The organism is Tolypothrix tenuis PCC 7101, from assembly GCF_963874875.1.
Lineage (GTDB): Bacteria > Cyanobacteriota > Cyanobacteriia > Cyanobacteriales > Nostocaceae > Aulosira > Aulosira tenue.
Genome location: NZ_CAWNJS010000001.1, coordinates 1,472,771 through 1,488,641, shown reverse-complemented (window position 1 = coordinate 1,488,641; position 15,871 = coordinate 1,472,771). Strand labels below are relative to the sequence as shown.

Genomic DNA, 15,871 nt, shown 5'->3' with positions numbered 1-15,871 from the left:
CAATGCCCCATGCCCCATGCCCAATCCCCCTTAATGTTGTTAAAAGTTTCAAAAGTTAAAAAGGAGAACCGCTATAAGTTAGGTATGGTATTGCTGGAAGCAGGCAAAGTGATGATCGAGCCATGAATAAAAAGGTCGAAGTTCTACCAGATCAGTCGGCGCTAGTTGGAAGAGCGCTAGAGTTGATTCTGTCTAAGATAGACGCTGCTATTAAAGAGCGAGGGCGGTTTACCATTGCCTTGTCTGGTGGCAGTACGCCTAAGCCATTGTATGAGGCGATCGCTCAACAAAAACTTCCTTGGGATAAAATTCATGTGTTCTGGGGTGATGAACGTTATGTACCACCAGATCATCCTGATAGCAATGAGCTGATGGCGCGTCGTGCGTGGTTAGACCGCGTTGATATGCCAGTTGCGAATATTCACGCCATCCCTACCTTGGAAGCTGACCCCGCAGTTGCAGCAGTTAAGTACGACAAGCATCTGCAAAACTTTTTTAATACTGCATCTGGAGAGTTTCCTGCTTTAGATGTAGTCTTGCTAGGAATGGGTGATGATGCACATACTGCATCTTTGTTTCCCCACACTCAAGCATTGCAAGTGCGCGATCGCTTAATTACTGTGGGTAATAAAGATAGCAGTATCCGCATTACTTTTACTTACCCATTTATCAATGCGGCTCGCAGCGTTATGTTTGTAGTTGCAGGTGCCAATAAACGACCAGCATTAGCTCAAGTCTTTGCACCCCAAGCCGATGAGTTGACTTATCCGTCCCGCCTCATTCAACCCCAAGGAGAGCTTTGGTGGTTGCTAGATGCGGCGGCGGGTGCGGAACTCCAAACCTAAGTATCTTACCTATCAGGGGTAATTGTTAGAATCGAAAGCTAGGTGTTTCTTATACCTACTTTCGATACCTGTTTTGAAAAGTTCACGGCGGAAAACCCGCTCTGACTTTTCGCTGCGGCAAGCCCGGGCGCGTCTACAACAGTTAGCTATTATACCAATACTCCAAAATTCAGCAACAAATGTAAATTTCTTCATCATTGAGAAATCTAGCTTTCTGAATTTGGAATTGGTATTCAGCCCTCCTGAAGGGTAGCCGCCACTGGGAGTTTTCTGTGCTTGCCAGTACCATTTTTTGATGAGCTTGAACAAAGGCTTAAATCCATGATCGTCTGCCCTAATTGCAATCATCCCAATCCAGACGGCGCTGTCCAGTGTGAAGCCTGTTATACGCCGTTACCAGCGACTAATAACTGTCCCAGCTGTGGGGCAACTGTGCAGGCAGATGCCGCTTTCTGTGGTCAGTGTGGTTTTAATCTGCGCGCTAATGCCGCAGCAGCGCCCCCAACAGCGGTAGCACCTACAGTTGCTCCCGATGTGCCTTTAGAAGTACCACCGTTGGTTACTCCCGATCCACTTGTAGAACTGATACAACCAGATCCTTTAGCCGTTGTTAATCCTCCGGGTTCAACTCTACCGCCAACAGCAGTGGCAGTTCCTGCAGAAGTCCCACCAGTTGCACCGCCACCTGCTGCGGTAGAAATTACTCCTGCACCACCAGCACCGGAACCAGTGGCAGCAGCACCCGAGCCTGAACCAATTGCACCACCGCCAGCACCAGAACCAGAACCCGAGCCAGTGGCACCACCTGAGCCCGAACCATTTGTAGCAGCACCAGCGCCCGCAGTTAGTCCTGCGAGAACGCAATTACAACAGGTAACAGCCAGCCTATTCCACGTTCAAAGCAACGCGAATCTGGAATTACCTCAAACTTTGTCTGTAATTCATATCGGCAAGCCTAATGACCGGATTCCCCCAGATATAGATGTTTCTGGATTTCCCAATTCAGAAATTGTCTCGCGGATTCATGCAGATATTCGTGTTGAGGGAGACGCTCATTATATAGAAGATGTTGGTAGTTCCAATGGCACCTACATCAACAATTTGCCGCTTTTACCGGGGAATAGACACCGTCTGCGCCCAGGCGATCGCATCAGTTTGGGTAAAGGCGATATGGTAACATTCCTCTTCCAACTCGCTTAGACAAATTTTGTAGTCAGAAACTTTAGTTCTTCAAATCAGGACTAAAGTTCTGACTACGAATATTAAATTGAAATTTTTTAATCTTTGCGCTTCAACAAAAATACAGCCAGGATAATCCCTAAAACTGATAATCCAATCGTGACATTAAAAAACGGTAAATAATTACCAAAAATATCGCGGATATTACCAACAAGTAAAGTTCCTAGCAATGCACCCATGCCAAAGGCAGTAAAAACTACGCCGTAGTTTTTGGCATAATCTTGGCTCCGAAACAGAATTAAAGTCGATGTCGGCCCAATAGCTAACCAACCACCAAGAGCAAGATAAATCAAACTAAAAGCCACTAGGTAAGTTGCGATCGCTCCCTTAGTGGTACTGAGCATCATTATTGAGGCAACAATAATCAATATATAGGAAATAATTGCCGCATTTTTCGGTTTATATTTATCGGCCAGCCAACCAAATAACGGTCTGCCTAAACCATTAAACACTGCAAATAATGACACCGCACTAGCTGCTGTATTTTTATCTAAACCAATAATTTCTGTACCCACTGGACTAGCGATCCCAATAGCAGCTAACCCAGCAAAAGTACCAATGGTAAAGCATAACCACAAGCCGTAAAAGCTGAGGGATTTTAATAAAGGTGTACTGCTGTTGCTGGCAGATTCACTCAGTTTAACAGGCGGTGTCCACCCAGCAGGTTGCCATCCTTTGGGCGGATATTTCATTACAGGGGCGATCGCTAAAATTATCAGGGTAAAAGCAATCCCAAAAATGATTAATGTTGGTTGCCAACCCTTATCACCATTAGCAGCAATTAAATTCTTAGCTAAAGGTGCCGTTACAAGGGGTGATAAACCAAAGCCAATCACAGTTGCACCTACAGCTAAACCCTTTTTATCGGGGAACCATTTAGCATTAACGGCGAGTGGTACACCATAAACAATCCCAACACCAGCACCAGCAATGATCCCGTAAGTAATAGTTAACAAAGGGATATTATTTACCAAACCCGACGTGGCGTAACCAATCCCCATCACAATTGCCCCCAGCGCAGTTACCAGACGCGGGCCAATTTTTTCAATATAAAACCCAGTAATGGGCATCAAAATTGAAAATACAACCAATAAAATTGTGAAAGGTAGTAAGCTTTCTGTTGCTCCTACTGCGAGAGATTTTTCAATCGTATTCCGAAAAATACTCCAAGAATAAGCAGTTCCTAAACAAAGTAGAACAAGTACACCCAAGGGAATTAGTAGCCAACGACCTTTTTGTGCAGGTAAGCCAAATAGTTTTACTTCATCAAATGTAGAATTATCAAAATTTTGATTGATACTCATTTTTTAAAATGGTCGCAACTAGTCTACAATCTACCATTAGATAGATGCAGCTTAATCATGCACCAATTGGATTTATCAATGCTCTGACTAATCAGCTGTTCCACATTGCAATTGCATGGTTACTCATCAGGATTGTCCAGAGGAGCCAGTGCGTTAGGCCGCTCTGCCGACTCTCTCACTGCACGAGTGTAGTGGTAATCTTTCTTTGCATCATCACCGGGTTTGAGAGGAATTAGCTCAAAAACATGGCCAGTTAGTTGAATAGAAGCTTCATCCATACAGATCATGGGTTCTAGTTCACTATGCAGGTGACTATCAAGATCCAACACTACTTCCATTTGAGAAATAAAGCGTGCTAAGTCCCGTTCTGGAATACGAAACCTTTGTATTTCCCACGGACGTAATTTGTGTTTTTTAAGATTTTTCCTTATTTTATAAATAGCCTCTTAATTACGAATTACGAATTAGCAATTATTTACCAGGGTTATAACTATGGCTTTAACTGCATCTACAATGTTGCCTTTAGGTACGCTTGCTCCAGATTTTCAGCTACCAGATGTAGTCTCTCAACAGATAATTTCGTTAGCTAGTTTTGCTGATAAAAAGACTCTGCTAGTAATGTTTATTTGTCGGCATTGCCCTTTTGTAAAGTATGTACAAGAACAACTAGCGCTAATAGGAAAAGACTACTTTGAAAGTGATTTGGGAATTGTTGCTATCAGCGCCAATGATGTTGAAAATTACCCAGATGATGCACCAGATTTATTAAAGACAATGGCTACAGAATTGGGTTTTAAATTTCCTTTATGCTACGATGAAACTCAAGAGACAGCTAAAGCTTATACCGCAGCTTGCACCCCTGATTTTTTTGTATTTGATAGCAATCGCCAACTCGTTTATCGCGGGCAATTAGATGATAGCCGACCCAGCAATGGTAAGCCTGTAACTGGTGCAGATTTACGTGCTGCAATTGAGGCTGTACTGGCAGATAAACCTATAGATGATGAACAAAAGCCTAGTATTGGGTGCAATATCAAATGGAAAGCTGGAAATACACCGAATTATAGTTAATATTCTGTAGGATGTGTTAGGCGTAAGCCGTAACGCATCAAAGCTTTGGCTACAAAATCCAAAATTTAAAAATATTCCCCAATGCTGTGAAAGCATTGGGGATGGTAAATGCACCTGTTGCACCATAAATACTTAGATTTTCATCCAAAGTCGAAAAATGAGTCAGGAAATGTGGTTCGATTGATCTCAAACTGTCAGAGTGAGAATTAGCGATTAGTGCTTAATTTCCAAATTGAGGATGTAGCGCCCTAACTGGACTTTGTCTGCCCATAATTCGTATTCTATCCGTAAATGCTCTGGCAATGGATGACCAGTAAGCGCCATAACATTGGTAAAGTTACGGAGGCGAATTGGCTCATTGGTTTGCCATGTCTCAGTTGGCAACCAATAGCGACTAATACCATAAACACCCTGTTCCCAGAAATGGCGATAACTGACTTCGGCGTTACCTTGCATGGTCATGATGACTCGGTAAGGCGAAATCTCTAACCACAAAACTCTGGGACTGGTGGGTACGTTGTTTCTCTTGTGCGGAAGCTTATCTTCAGGATTTAGGGAACCCGCTACTTCGCAGGTAATTAAAGGCGGTGCAGTCAATAGTAAATGAAAGCGATTAGTATCTTTTTGATACAATGTCCCGGCAGTTTCCACAACAGACCAAACTGGCAGGTCAGTGGAAATGAGTGATAAGCACACGGGCTTGCGGTGATGGGTCAGCATGGGAGCGATAAGGGCTAAAAGCTAGTGAACAAAATGAAATCAACACCAAGGTCTCTATCAGTCTCAGGCCAAAAACTAATAGTAAAACATGCTTAGATATTAACTGAATCTGCTAATTTGGTAAGCCAGATCAACAAAAATGCAAACAGTTAGGGTGCTAATTTAAAAAGCAAAAATTGCGATTTTTCTCCGGAAATGTGATTTAAAAGTAAACTTACGGAATATTTTGTAAATAATCTTTAGATTCCGGAATTAATATAGCTGGATTATTCGCTAAAACACAAGAAGAACAATTTTCTTTGCTTTTATAAGAGCTAGTATGGCAAGTGAATGCGCGAATAAAATTCTTCATTTCTTCACGTTTGGCAGTCCAAATTCCAGATTAACCTTGTCTTTTCAGAGTTGACAACCCAAATGAGTAATTATGCTTGGACTAGCTTGAAAGTGCTGAGTGCTGAGTGCTGAGGAGCCACTGCGCCCTTACGGGTTTCCCGGCTGAAAGCAAGTAGCGTTGCTGAGTAAAAATGCCCGCCTCGACTTTCATACTTGGTGGTGAAACTTATTTCATTGGGATAGCTTCCTCTGTATACACAGCAATGGAATATTTTTTTAGTTGGAAGTCCCTGATTGAGGTTTTGCAAAATCAAAAGTCAAAAATCCCATACATTTAGACTTTTTTACAACTGCACATCTAACTTTACTAATTTTGGAAGATTTGATTAAGTTTGAGCAAGCAAAAGACGATAGGATACTAGGGAAGAAGTTCACAGTAGCGGCATATGTAGTCGCTCATGTACTTTCAATGTATTCAAAAGCCAGTGTATCCTAATGTCGGCTGCTGTTATAACCCTAGAAAAGCAAAAAGACCTTTCAGATAAGTTAGTTATTCAACGACCTCCTTTTGGGCTATCCTTGCAAGGTCGTATTCGCATTCCAGGTGATAAATCTATTTCCCACCGTGCTTTGATGTTGGGTGCGATCGCCCAAGGTGAAACGGAAATTCAAGGTCTTCTCTTAGGTGAAGACCCCCGCAGCACTGCTAGTTGTTTTCAAGCAATGGGGGCGGAAATTTCGGAACTCAATACAGAGTTAGTACGGGTGAAGGGTATTGGTTTAGGAAATTTGCAAGAACCAGTAGATGTTTTAAATGCTGGGAATTCTGGTACAACGTTGCGTTTGATGTTGGGATTGTTAGCATCCCATGCAGGGCGTTTTTTTACGGTCACAGGCGATAATTCCTTGCGATCGCGTCCCATGTCCCGGGTAGTTAAACCTTTGCAACAAATGGGGGCGCAAATTTGGGGACGCAAGGGGAATTCTTTAGCACCCCTAGCAATTGCTGGACAAGCCCTCAAACCAATTCACTATCATTCTCCTATCGCCTCAGCGCAAGTTAAATCCTGTATCCTCCTCGCTGGTTTAGCCACAGCAGGAAAAACCACCGTTACCGAACCCGCCCTTTCCCGCGACCATAGTGAAAGGATGTTACGGGCGTTTGGTGCAGAACTCAGCGTTGATCCCGAAACTAATAGTGTTACCGTAACCGGGCCAGCGCAATTGTTTGGACAAAAGGTAGTTGTCCCCGGCGATATTAGTTCCGCAGCCTTTTGGTTGGTAGCTGGCGCAATTGTTCCAGGTTCAGAACTAGTAGTAGAAAACGTGGGTGTAAATCCCACCCGCACAGGTATTTTAGAAGCTTTAGAGCTGATGGGAGCAGATATTCAACTGGAAAATCAGCGCGAAGTCGCAGGTGAACCAGTAGCCGATATCAGGGTACGTTCCAGCAATTTAAAAAGCTGCACCATCGCTGGGGATATAATTCCCAGAATGATTGATGAAATTCCCATTTTGGCAGTAGCAGCCGTATTTGCCCAAGGAACCACAATTATTCGCGACGCAGCCGAGTTAAGGGTAAAAGAAAGCGATCGCATTACTGTCATGGCCCAGCAACTCAATAAAATGGGAGCTAAGGTCAGCGAACTACCCGATGGGATGGAAATTACTGGCGGTACTCCCCTAGTTGGTACAGATGTCGATAGCCATACAGATCATCGTATCGCCATGAGTTTAGCGATCGCCGCCTTAGTCGCCAATGGCGTAACCACCATTCACCGCGCCGAAGCTGCTGCGATTTCTTATCCAAGTTTCTTCCAAACTCTCACTGCGATCGTTAATTGAGTAGGAGAGGTTAAGGGGGAAAGGGGAAAAGGTTAAAGGTTTTTCCCCAGTCCCCAGTCCCCAGTCCCCAGTCCCCAGACTTATTTAAGCCCCTTCGCGCAACTTATCCAAAACACTGCGGTCTTCTAAAGTTGAAGTATCGCCAGATACTTCTTGTCCCGCAGCCAGATTTCGCAGTAAGCGCCGCATAATCTTACCCGATCGCGTTTTTGGTAAAGCGTCAGTAAAGCGAATTTCACCAGGACGGGCGATCGCACCAATTTCTTTGACGACGTGCTGCTTGAGTTCTTTACTCAACTGATCGCTGGCTTGGAAAGTCCCTTCCAGAGTCACAAAAGCCACGACTTCTTCACCTTTAAGTTCATCTGGCTTCCCCACAACCGCCGCTTCTGCAACTGCTGGGTGGGAAACTAAGGCTGATTCGACTTCCATTGTGCCGAGGCGGTGTCCTGATACGTTTAATACGTCATCTACCCGTCCCATTACCCAGAAGTAACCGTCTTCATCTCTTCTCGCCCCGTCACCAGCAAAATAAGTATACTTACCATCTTTTGGTGGTATATGTTCCCAATAGGTGCGGCGGAAGCGATCGGGATCGCCGTAAACTGTTCGCATCATTCCCGGCCAGGGGTGACGCACTGCTAAATAACCACCTTGGTTGTCCCCGACAGAATTACCATCCAAATCTACGATATCTGCAAGAATGCCGGGGAAAGGCAGGGTTGCAGAACCTGGTTTAGTGGGAATTGCGCCTGGTAGGGCTGTAATCATAATCCCGCCAGTTTCAGTTTGCCACCAGGTATCCACAATTGGGCAGCGTTCACCACCAATGACTTTGTGATACCACATCCAAGCTTCTGGGTTAATTGGTTCGCCCACGGTTCCCAACAAGCGCAAGGAAGAGAGGTTGCGTGATTTAGGATGATGTTCGCCCATTTTAATAAAGGCACGAATGGCTGTAGGTGCGGTATAAAAAATGTTGACACCGTACTTTTCAATCACATCCCAGAAACAGCCAGGATTAGAAGCACGGGGAGCGCCTTCATACATCAGAGTTGTGGCACCGTTGGAAAGCGGCCCATAAACTATGTAACTATGCCCCGTAATCCAACCGACATCAGCAGTACACCAATATACATCTGTATCTTGTAAATCAAAGATCCATTTGGTGGTGATGTGGCTATATAAGTTGTATCCCGCAGTGGTATGAACAACGCCCTTAGGTTTGCCAGTGCTACCAGAGGTGTAGAGAATAAACAGCAAATCTTCGCTATCCATTGGTTCAGCCGGACAATCGGCTGATACACCCTTTTGTAAATCATGCCACCAATGGTCACGTCCTGGCTCCATGTGAGTTTGTTGTGCTGTACGTTGCACTACCAGCACATTTTTCACATTGGGGACAGCGTTATTGGCGATCGCCTTGTCTACTTGTTCCTTGAGGGGAACGATCGCATCTTTGCGCCAACCACCATCAGCCGTTACCACTAACTTAGCTTCCGCATCAATTAAGCGATCGCGCAAAGCCTCAGCACTGAAACCACCAAACACAACACTATGGGGTGCGCCAATTCTCGCACAAGCCAACATTGCGATCGCCGCCTCTGGAATCATGGGCATATAAATCCCCACGCGATCGCCTTTTTGGATTCCCAGTTGCTTTAGTACATTAGCGAACTGGCAAACTTCTCGATGTAATTGAGCATAGGTAAGAGTCCGCGAATCTCCTGGTTCACCTTCCCAAATCAGTGCAGCTTTGTTTTTACGCCAAGTAGTCAGGTGTCTGTCAAGACAGTTATAAGAAATGTTAGTTTTACCACCAACAAACCATTTAGCAAAAGGTGGTTGCCAATCTAAGACTGTGTCCCATTTTTGGAACCAATGCAACTCACTTTCTGCCAAGTCTGCCCAAAATTTTTCGGGATCGGCTTTAGCCTGATCGTAAAGAATTTGATAATCTGCCAGACTTTTGATTTGCGCTTTTTGTGAAAATTCAGCACTCGGATGAAATAAGCGGTTTTCTTGTAGGATTGATTCTATGGTCGGTTGGGACATATCTGTAATGAAATTGCGACTGAAAACTATTCTGTACTGCAATTACTCATAAGTATTTTGATTTTCGTTAAGAAGTTCCTGAAGTGCCCTAGTGATGCAGCACAAGAATGTTGATATTTCAAACTATTCTTTAGGCATCAAGTTGTTATCCGCTTGCTTCTTCACGAACAATTCTTTTTTGATACAGATCTTAAACAGTCTCACTCTAGGCAGTTAAGTAAAGCTTGAGTATTATAAATTACAGAGGCTTAAAAAATTGATAACGAACAGTGGTATATAAACAAAGCGGTAGTAGCGAAGCGAACTACCAAACTTTATCAATAAGTTTGTTCGGGTTTGAATGTCATAGTCAACAATGGCAGTGGTTGATTCTACCTGTTCTCAGGGCAGCGAAACCATCGCCGTTATGAATAAGCCAAACCACCAAGATGATGTGACAGTCCAACATGAGCGATCGCTTACTACTCTGAGTAGGGCAATTACCCATGCCCAAGGACGATTCACTTTAATTTTAGTACGCTGCAATTACGCAGGTTTACAAGAACAAATATTAGCAGAATTAAGGCAGCGTTCTGGGTTAGAAATTTTAGCCATCAACCTACGAGCCTCATCCCATAGCCTTTATTCCACCATGACAGCCACAATTGGTTCTCCACACCCCAATGCTGTCATTGTATTTGGCATCGAATCACTGCAGAATGTCGATGATTTTTTAGTTTCCTTGAATCGCTTACGAGATGATTTTCTGCACAATTTTCCCTTTCCTTTGGTGTTGTGGATTAACGATTTTGTGCAGCAAAAACTCATCAAATTAGCACCAGACTTTTATAGCTATGCACCAGTACCAATTCGGTTTGCGATCGCCACTGAAGAATTATTTCCATTTCTTCCACAAGAAGCCGAGGAAATATTCAGACACATTACATACCAATTATGTATGAATATGGGACAAAGTATGCCACTCAACTGGCAGACAACGGAAAATTAATCATAAAACTTAGAGGATGTTTGAAAAGTCTGTAGTAGTGTATCAAATATTTTTTACCCCACCCTAGCCCTCCCCTTAGAAAGGGGAGGGAACTGGATTTTCCGGTCTCCCCCCTTGACAAGGGGGGATTAAGGGGGGTAACAGTGCAATTAAAATCACAGGGAAAAACTTTTCAAACAACCTCTTAGATAAGTAGTCAATAATAGCATTTACCAGTTAATTGGCTGATTTTTGATGCTATCAATAACTCGCGGAAAAAATCTGTGCAGCCGTGAGATTTAAATCTGGAAATGTTGGTGAAATTAAAGTGTCATCACCTCTAAATTGCTTACCACGATATTCACCCTCATCACTTAAAGAGTAAATTATGATTGTTGGTCGTTTGGGATCACCGATCAATTCCTTACTACCCAAAGCAGCATAATCAACAATCCAATATTCTTGAATACCCATTTCTTCTCTTCGAGACGCTACGCGAACATAATCAGCAAACTTTTTATGATAATCATCTCTCCAGTTAGTACTAGTTACTTCAATTACTAGGGGAATTGAATCTGGGTTACTAACAGTCGATACTTGTTTCCATAAAGGTTCATTTTTTAAGTTAGGAAGGTTTAGTATAAGAATATCTGGATAGTAACCTGATTGTTTATTCTCTGGCTTCACGAGAACATTTTTACTACTTATATCATAAAGAAGTTTAAGTTCTACTATTTTTAACAAAAGCATCCTTGCTAAAAACATTATTATTTGTTCATGTGTTCCCAGTGGTTGTGGCATTTTAACAATCTCTCCATCGTACAACTCATAACGAATGTTTTCTGATTGTGTTTCTAGAAATTCTAAAAATTCATCAAATGTAAATAACTTTTGTAGAGATTTTGTCATACTTTTTACCTTTGTTTGAGTTCATCATCTAGGCGAATTGTAATGCAAGTTTTGCTTGGTGGTGTAGGCTCGATTGCTCCTCGCTTACCTTGAATAAAATTATGCATATTTGCATCTCCAGAATAATCTTATAAAAATTTTACCTAAACTTTACACTTATAGGATTTTTAAACAGTTAATAGCTGTTAATTAAGGGAAATCTATTTATAGAGCTATTTATAGTTAGCCTGCCAAATTTCTGGATGAACATTGTTAAAAGCAAATTTCAGGAGTATTAAATGATTCCAATTATCTTGGGTGCTGCTGCTTTGGCTACTGGAGCTATAGGAGCAGTAAAAGGTGCTGAAGGTATTGGCAATATGAATCAGGCAAAGGAAATTGGGGAAAAGGCTCAAAAACTATATGAGAGTCACATCAGACAGTTAAAAATCGTTTGGGAGAATACAAACAAGACAGCAGAAGAATATGGGGAACTCCAAATAGATGTTAAAGTGCAAACAATTGGGAGATTTGTTGCTTTTATTGAGCGAATTGGCCAGCGAGGCTCTCAAAATGATAGGCAGTTTTTAGCTGGAATAAAGGAGATTTCAATTCAACAAATTCAAGAGTATAGGATTACTGCTGTTGAAGCTGAAGAAATATATAAGGGATTTGCTTCAGCCGCTGGGGCCGGAGCAACAGCTGGTGCTGGTGCAGTTGGTTTAGCCTACTCTTTTGGAACAGTTGCCGTTCCCCAATTATTTGGATTGTTTAGTACCCAAGTCGCTATTTCCCAACTTAGTGGTGTTGCAGCTTTACAAGGTACAGTATCTTTTCTTGGAGGCGGCGGAATGGCAGTTGGTGGTGCTGTACTTGGGGGTGTTGCACTTGGCCCAGCTTTGGCTGTAGGTGGATTTATGCTAGCTGGTAAAGGAGAGGAGGCTTTGACAAAAGCACGAGAATATGAAGCCAAGATTAACACTGAAATTGCAAAAATCGAAATTGTTAGAGATTTTTTGCCACAGGTTAGACGGCGAATTATTGAGTTAAGTAGGTTAGTGGAAAATTTGAATTATCATGCAATTCTTAGTCTCAACGCTCTAGAGTCTCTTCCGTTTGATCGTAACCGCGATGCTGGCAAATTTCAAAAAGTAGCACTTCTAATTAAAGCACTAGCAGAAATTATGAAAACTCCTATTTTGGACGCTGAAGGCCAGCTTAATCCTACTACTGCGACTATCCAATGTAAGTATCGTAATCTCGGAGATAATTAGAAGTGTCATTACAAAAAATTGCACTTTTAAATCCTGTTGAATGTATACAGCAAATTGTTTCGGCTTACGCTGAGTACAAAATAGTTGCTCAACAAGAAAAAACTAAACGACATAAGATTGATGCTTGGGAAAAAGCATCAATCACCAAGATTAACGCCCAGCGTGACTTGCTGATGGCTTATCTTGATCGCTCTTTTGATGAACGTGCTGAAAACTTTCGAGCTTTATTTGCTGTGGTTGATAGTGCGATCGCATCCGGAAATAACGAACAACTAGCGCTTACCTTAAATACAATCACAGAAATCGCTAAATCAAGCCCATTCAAAGACCTTGCCAACTTAACTAATGTTCGTGCTGCTTTGAATGATCCCAACCACGAATGGACATTTTGATTTTATAGCAGTGCGATCGCTCTTTCTAAAAACTTTAATAGCATGGTTCGGCAGGCTTTGTTTTGATAGCCCCAGGCTTCTGGTCTGAGGGCTTTTTTATGCGCTAAAAATCTTCATCATCAACAAAAAATTCAGCATCCTCATCTAACCGAGAATTACCGCGCCCCTCAGCCAGCCCCCACAAAGGTTGCAGCACAGCTATTCCAACTAAGCCGATACAAACACAAAAAGCCAGCACCAAACCAACTGGGATTTGAATGGATCGGAAACTCAAAAACTTTAAAGATACTAAAGTAGCGTTTTGCACTGAGAGAATAGCGATCGCCATTACCCATACAGCTATAACTACAGATATCAGCAAATTAGCAATACTTTTCATAACAAATTCAATAAAACCAAAGCTAAACACAGACAAGCACAGATAATCATCAACATTCCTCTGTGTTTAAAGCGCTTGAAACTCTTATTCTAGTTTAGCGATCGCACTTTCCATAGCTTGGGCGATTTGAGTCACTTTTTCTGGTGAGTTGGTTTCTAAATAAACGCGCACCAGTGGTTCTGTACCGGAGGGACGCAGTAATATCCAGCTACCTGCTTCTAAATACAGCTTAATTCCGTCTTTACGACCAACTTCTTTAACTTTAAATCCTGCTACCTCTGTGGGGGGATTTTTGGTAAAGGAATCGATGACAGCAGTTTTGTGAGACTCGGTAAGGTGTAAGTCTAAGCGATGATTGTACAACGGGCCGTCAGCTGCGGCGATCGCTTCTTGAACTAACTGACTGAGGGGCTTACCTTCATAGGCGATCGCTTCTGCGACTAGCATATTGGCTAAAATGCCATCTTTTTCGGGAATATGCCCGATAATGCTTAAACCACCAGATTCTTCACCACCAATTAATACGGTGGTTTCCCGCATTTTTTCCCCAATATATTTAAAGCCTACTGGAGTTTCATAAATTGGTAGCCCATGTTTAGCTGCGAAATTATCCAATAAATGAGTTGTGGCGACAGTGCGGACAATAGCACCGCTTTTACCTTTATTTTTGATTAAATGACTGGCTAAAACTAGCAGCACAGTGTTAGGAGTGAGAACATTACCTTGTTCATCCACAATCCCAAAGCGATCGCTATCGCCATCAGTTGCTAAACCCAAATCGGCTTGATCGGCGCGTACTGCTGCTACCAATTCACCTAATTGTTCGCCTTTCGGTTCTGGCATTCCACCACCAAACAGCACATCCCGCCAAGTGTGGAAAGTTTCTAACTCTACACCACTTTGTTGCAAAACTTCATCTAAGTAACCCCGAGAGGTAGAATACAAAGCATCGTATTTTACCTTTAACTGGGCACTTTTGATTTTTTCTATATCAATTAAGGTGTAGAGAAATTGCAGATAATTAGGTTTCGGATCGAAAATAGAAATAGAATCCGATGGATTACTACTAGCCGGTGCATCTGATGCACTTTTTATATTTGCCACAATAGTATCAGTAATCTCTGGAGTGGCTGGGCCAGCATAATCTGGGATATATTTTATCCCACAGTATGGTGCAGGATTATGGCTAGCAGTAAACATCAACGCCCCCGCCGAATTTAGGTGACGGGCGTTGTAGGCAATGACTGGTGTGGGGCAATCCCGATTTGTTACTTTTACCTTCCAACCCAATTCAGCTAAGACTTGGGCGGCTGTCTGGGCAAACTGGTCAGCTAAAAATCGAGTATCGTAGGCAACAAGAACTGGTCTATTTTTGCTATAGGCCGTTTCCAGATAGCTAGCGATCGCTCTTGTGACTTTCCTCACATTGGGAAAAGTAAAGTCATCAGCAATAATTCCTCGCCAACCATCGGTGCCAAATTGAATTTTGCTGGATTTGCTACTAGCACTCATGTTTGCCACAGTTTCCCTTGTAACTTCTGTACTATGGGAAGCTTCGCGCAAAGCTTGTGTAGCCGCAACTATCCCCATCGTTATTTTTCTCACTGCTTGTTTGCAATGTCAATCCCCGATCGCCCTTTTGCCAGTTACCACCTTTGGTCTTTAGTTGCCCCAGCTACGGGACAAGAACGTTGGCATTGCCAGATGAGACGAGGATTTGTTAAAGCACGTCAGCATGAACCGAAAGTAAAAGCGCTGTTAGCCACGGCGACTGCACCCCAAAGGATTGGCATACTAGCCCAAAAAGGCGTTTATGAATTTCATCATCATCGACATCTATTAAGCCAAACAGATGGTGTGGAAAAAGTTGCTCAGTTACTGAAATTAAGCCATTCCTCGGAAGAAGTGCAACAGCGGGTGCTGCAAATTTTGACAAAATATCACAATGAGCCGTTGCTGTTGAATAAACGCATCATCCAATTAACACCGGGCGACGAAGGTTTTCCTAAACCGATTTTAATTGACCAAGATGATTATTGCTTCCGGTTATATGCTGCGATGGATTGTGTGTTTATTGATAGCGATCGCACTTTACATATTTTAGATTTTAAAACTGGCAAAGCTGCTTTTGACCAGCGACAAGCTTTAGTTTATCTCCTGGCTGCGCGTTATCTTTACCCTGAACAAGAAGCTGTTGCCTCATTTTATAATTTAGAGCTTTGTAAAAAATCTGACTTAATTCACATCACCCATCAAGAATTACTCTCCTTAGAATTTGAATTGGCACATATTGCCCGCAAGCATCAGCAAGATTTACAAAAATATCACCAACAAACCCAAGATTTCAGCAAAATTTTTCCCCCTAATCCTGGTTCTCACTGTCGATATTGTCCATTTCGTTCTATCTGTGATTTTGCAGATAATCCTAAGTTAAAGTCTCAATCTATGCCGATTTTAAGGGTGAATGGGTGATTGGGGATTGGGGACTGGGGGAAAAATAGACAAGAGGAATAAATTACGTTTGTTTTGTGATGAGAGACGCGATGAATCGCGTCTCTA

Annotated in this window: 14 protein-coding genes and 1 pseudogene; 8 read left to right on the top strand and 7 right to left on the bottom strand. The window is 42.6% G+C overall.

Annotation, left to right across the window (positions count from 1 at the left end; translation table 11 throughout):
- Window positions 1-122 precede the first annotated feature (122 nt).
- Window positions 123-845, top strand: coding sequence for a 6-phosphogluconolactonase (gene pgl, locus AACU25_RS06025; RefSeq protein WP_096574348.1), 723 nt, complete (start codon window positions 123-125; stop codon window positions 843-845).
- 321 nt (window positions 846-1,166) lie between these two features.
- Entirely contained in the window at window positions 1,167-2,045 is an 879-nt protein-coding gene (locus tag AACU25_RS06020) for an FHA domain-containing protein (RefSeq protein WP_096574346.1), read from the top strand.
- A 77-nt stretch (window positions 2,046-2,122) separates the two neighbouring features.
- Here the strand turns inward: AACU25_RS06020 and AACU25_RS06015 are convergent, their stop codons facing one another.
- The gene (locus AACU25_RS06015) at window positions 2,123-3,388 is read right to left on the bottom strand and encodes an L-lactate MFS transporter (protein WP_096574345.1); all 1,266 of its coding nucleotides are present in this window, start codon (window positions 3,386-3,388) and stop codon (window positions 2,123-2,125) included.
- Between the two features lie 182 nt (window positions 3,389-3,570).
- Window positions 3,571-3,813, bottom strand: a pseudogene (locus tag AACU25_RS06010) (IS630-like element ISMae25 family transposase); the annotation flags it as partial.
- Between the two features lie 67 nt (window positions 3,814-3,880).
- Here AACU25_RS06010 and AACU25_RS06005 point away from each other — a divergent pair.
- Window positions 3,881-4,459: a thioredoxin family protein gene (locus tag AACU25_RS06005; RefSeq protein WP_096574343.1), complete on the top strand. Its 579-nt coding sequence runs from the start codon at window positions 3,881-3,883 to the stop codon at window positions 4,457-4,459.
- A gap of 213 nt (window positions 4,460-4,672) precedes the next feature.
- On the opposite strand, the gene AACU25_RS06000 is transcribed toward AACU25_RS06005, so the two are convergent.
- Window positions 4,673-5,179: a hypothetical protein gene (locus tag AACU25_RS06000; protein ID WP_096574342.1), complete on the bottom strand. Its 507-nt coding sequence runs from the start codon at window positions 5,177-5,179 to the stop codon at window positions 4,673-4,675.
- Window positions 5,180-6,007: 828 nt separating this feature from the next.
- Between AACU25_RS06000 and aroA the strand changes: the two genes are divergently transcribed.
- On the top strand, window positions 6,008-7,357 hold the full coding sequence (gene aroA / locus AACU25_RS05995) for a 3-phosphoshikimate 1-carboxyvinyltransferase (RefSeq protein ID WP_096574341.1): 1,350 nt from the start codon (window positions 6,008-6,010) through the stop codon (window positions 7,355-7,357).
- An 84-nt stretch (window positions 7,358-7,441) separates the two neighbouring features.
- Here the strand turns inward: aroA and acs are convergent, their stop codons facing one another.
- Window positions 7,442-9,412 carry an acetate--CoA ligase gene (acs, locus tag AACU25_RS05990; RefSeq protein ID WP_096574340.1) on the bottom strand — a complete coding sequence of 657 codons (1,971 nt, stop codon included), beginning with the start codon at window positions 9,410-9,412 and terminating at the stop codon, window positions 7,442-7,444.
- 355 nt (window positions 9,413-9,767) lie between these two features.
- Here acs and AACU25_RS05985 point away from each other — a divergent pair, with 355 nt between their 5' ends.
- Window positions 9,768-10,400 carry a hypothetical protein gene (locus AACU25_RS05985; RefSeq protein ID WP_096574339.1) on the top strand — a complete coding sequence of 211 codons (633 nt, stop codon included), beginning with the start codon at window positions 9,768-9,770 and terminating at the stop codon, window positions 10,398-10,400.
- A 240-nt stretch (window positions 10,401-10,640) separates the two neighbouring features.
- Here AACU25_RS05985 and AACU25_RS05980 read toward each other — a convergent pair whose 3' ends face one another.
- Entirely contained in the window at window positions 10,641-11,288 is a 648-nt protein-coding gene (locus AACU25_RS05980) for a Uma2 family endonuclease (RefSeq protein ID WP_096574338.1), read from the bottom strand.
- 278 nt (window positions 11,289-11,566) lie between these two features.
- Here AACU25_RS05980 and AACU25_RS05975 point away from each other — a divergent pair, with 278 nt between their 5' ends.
- Together AACU25_RS05975 and AACU25_RS05970 are read left to right on the top strand one after the other, a co-directional pair.
- Window positions 11,567-12,541 carry a hypothetical protein gene (locus AACU25_RS05975; protein WP_096574337.1) on the top strand — a complete coding sequence of 325 codons (975 nt, stop codon included), beginning with the start codon at window positions 11,567-11,569 and terminating at the stop codon, window positions 12,539-12,541.
- A gap of 2 nt (window positions 12,542-12,543) precedes the next feature.
- A complete protein-coding gene (locus tag AACU25_RS05970; RefSeq protein ID WP_096574336.1) occupies window positions 12,544-12,933 on the top strand; it encodes a hypothetical protein in 390 nt (129 codons plus the stop codon).
- A gap of 103 nt (window positions 12,934-13,036) precedes the next feature.
- On the opposite strand, the gene AACU25_RS05965 is transcribed toward AACU25_RS05970, so the two are convergent.
- Both AACU25_RS05965 and AACU25_RS05960 read right to left on the bottom strand, forming a co-directional pair.
- On the bottom strand, window positions 13,037-13,312 hold the full coding sequence (locus tag AACU25_RS05965) for a lipopolysaccharide assembly protein LapA domain-containing protein (protein ID WP_096583533.1): 276 nt from the start codon (window positions 13,310-13,312) through the stop codon (window positions 13,037-13,039).
- An 84-nt stretch (window positions 13,313-13,396) separates the two neighbouring features.
- Window positions 13,397-14,824 (bottom strand): phosphohexomutase domain-containing protein, encoded by a 1,428-nt coding sequence (locus AACU25_RS05960; RefSeq protein ID WP_096583531.1) that lies wholly within the window; start codon window positions 14,822-14,824, stop codon window positions 13,397-13,399.
- 105 nt (window positions 14,825-14,929) lie between these two features.
- On the opposite strand from AACU25_RS05960, the gene AACU25_RS05955 reads away from it, so the two are divergent.
- Window positions 14,930-15,784 carry a PD-(D/E)XK nuclease family protein gene (locus AACU25_RS05955; RefSeq protein ID WP_096574335.1) on the top strand — a complete coding sequence of 285 codons (855 nt, stop codon included), beginning with the start codon at window positions 14,930-14,932 and terminating at the stop codon, window positions 15,782-15,784.
- The last annotated feature ends 87 nt before the right edge of the window (window positions 15,785-15,871 follow it).

Coding starts and splice junctions, on each gene's coding strand:
- AACU25_RS05960 (WP_096583531.1), bottom strand. CDS start 14,824: ATGAGTGCTAGTAGCAAATCCAGCAAAATTCAATTTGGCACCGATGGT.
- AACU25_RS06020 (WP_096574346.1), top strand. CDS start 1,167: ATGATCGTCTGCCCTAATTGCAATCATCCCAATCCAGACGGCGCTGTC.
- AACU25_RS05980 (WP_096574338.1), bottom strand. CDS start 11,288: ATGACAAAATCTCTACAAAAGTTATTTACATTTGATGAATTTTTAGAA.
- AACU25_RS06000 (WP_096574342.1), bottom strand. CDS start 5,179: ATGCTGACCCATCACCGCAAGCCCGTGTGCTTATCACTCATTTCCACT.
- AACU25_RS05955 (WP_096574335.1), top strand. CDS start 14,930: ATGTCAATCCCCGATCGCCCTTTTGCCAGTTACCACCTTTGGTCTTTA.
- AACU25_RS05985 (WP_096574339.1), top strand. CDS start 9,768: ATGGCAGTGGTTGATTCTACCTGTTCTCAGGGCAGCGAAACCATCGCC.
- AACU25_RS05975 (WP_096574337.1), top strand. CDS start 11,567: ATGATTCCAATTATCTTGGGTGCTGCTGCTTTGGCTACTGGAGCTATA.
- pgl (WP_096574348.1), top strand. CDS start 123: ATGAATAAAAAGGTCGAAGTTCTACCAGATCAGTCGGCGCTAGTTGGA.
- AACU25_RS05965 (WP_096583533.1), bottom strand. CDS start 13,312: ATGAAAAGTATTGCTAATTTGCTGATATCTGTAGTTATAGCTGTATGG.
- aroA (WP_096574341.1), top strand. CDS start 6,008: ATGTCGGCTGCTGTTATAACCCTAGAAAAGCAAAAAGACCTTTCAGAT.
- acs (WP_096574340.1), bottom strand. CDS start 9,412: ATGTCCCAACCGACCATAGAATCAATCCTACAAGAAAACCGCTTATTT.
- AACU25_RS06015 (WP_096574345.1), bottom strand. CDS start 3,388: ATGAGTATCAATCAAAATTTTGATAATTCTACATTTGATGAAGTAAAA.
- AACU25_RS06005 (WP_096574343.1), top strand. CDS start 3,881: ATGGCTTTAACTGCATCTACAATGTTGCCTTTAGGTACGCTTGCTCCA.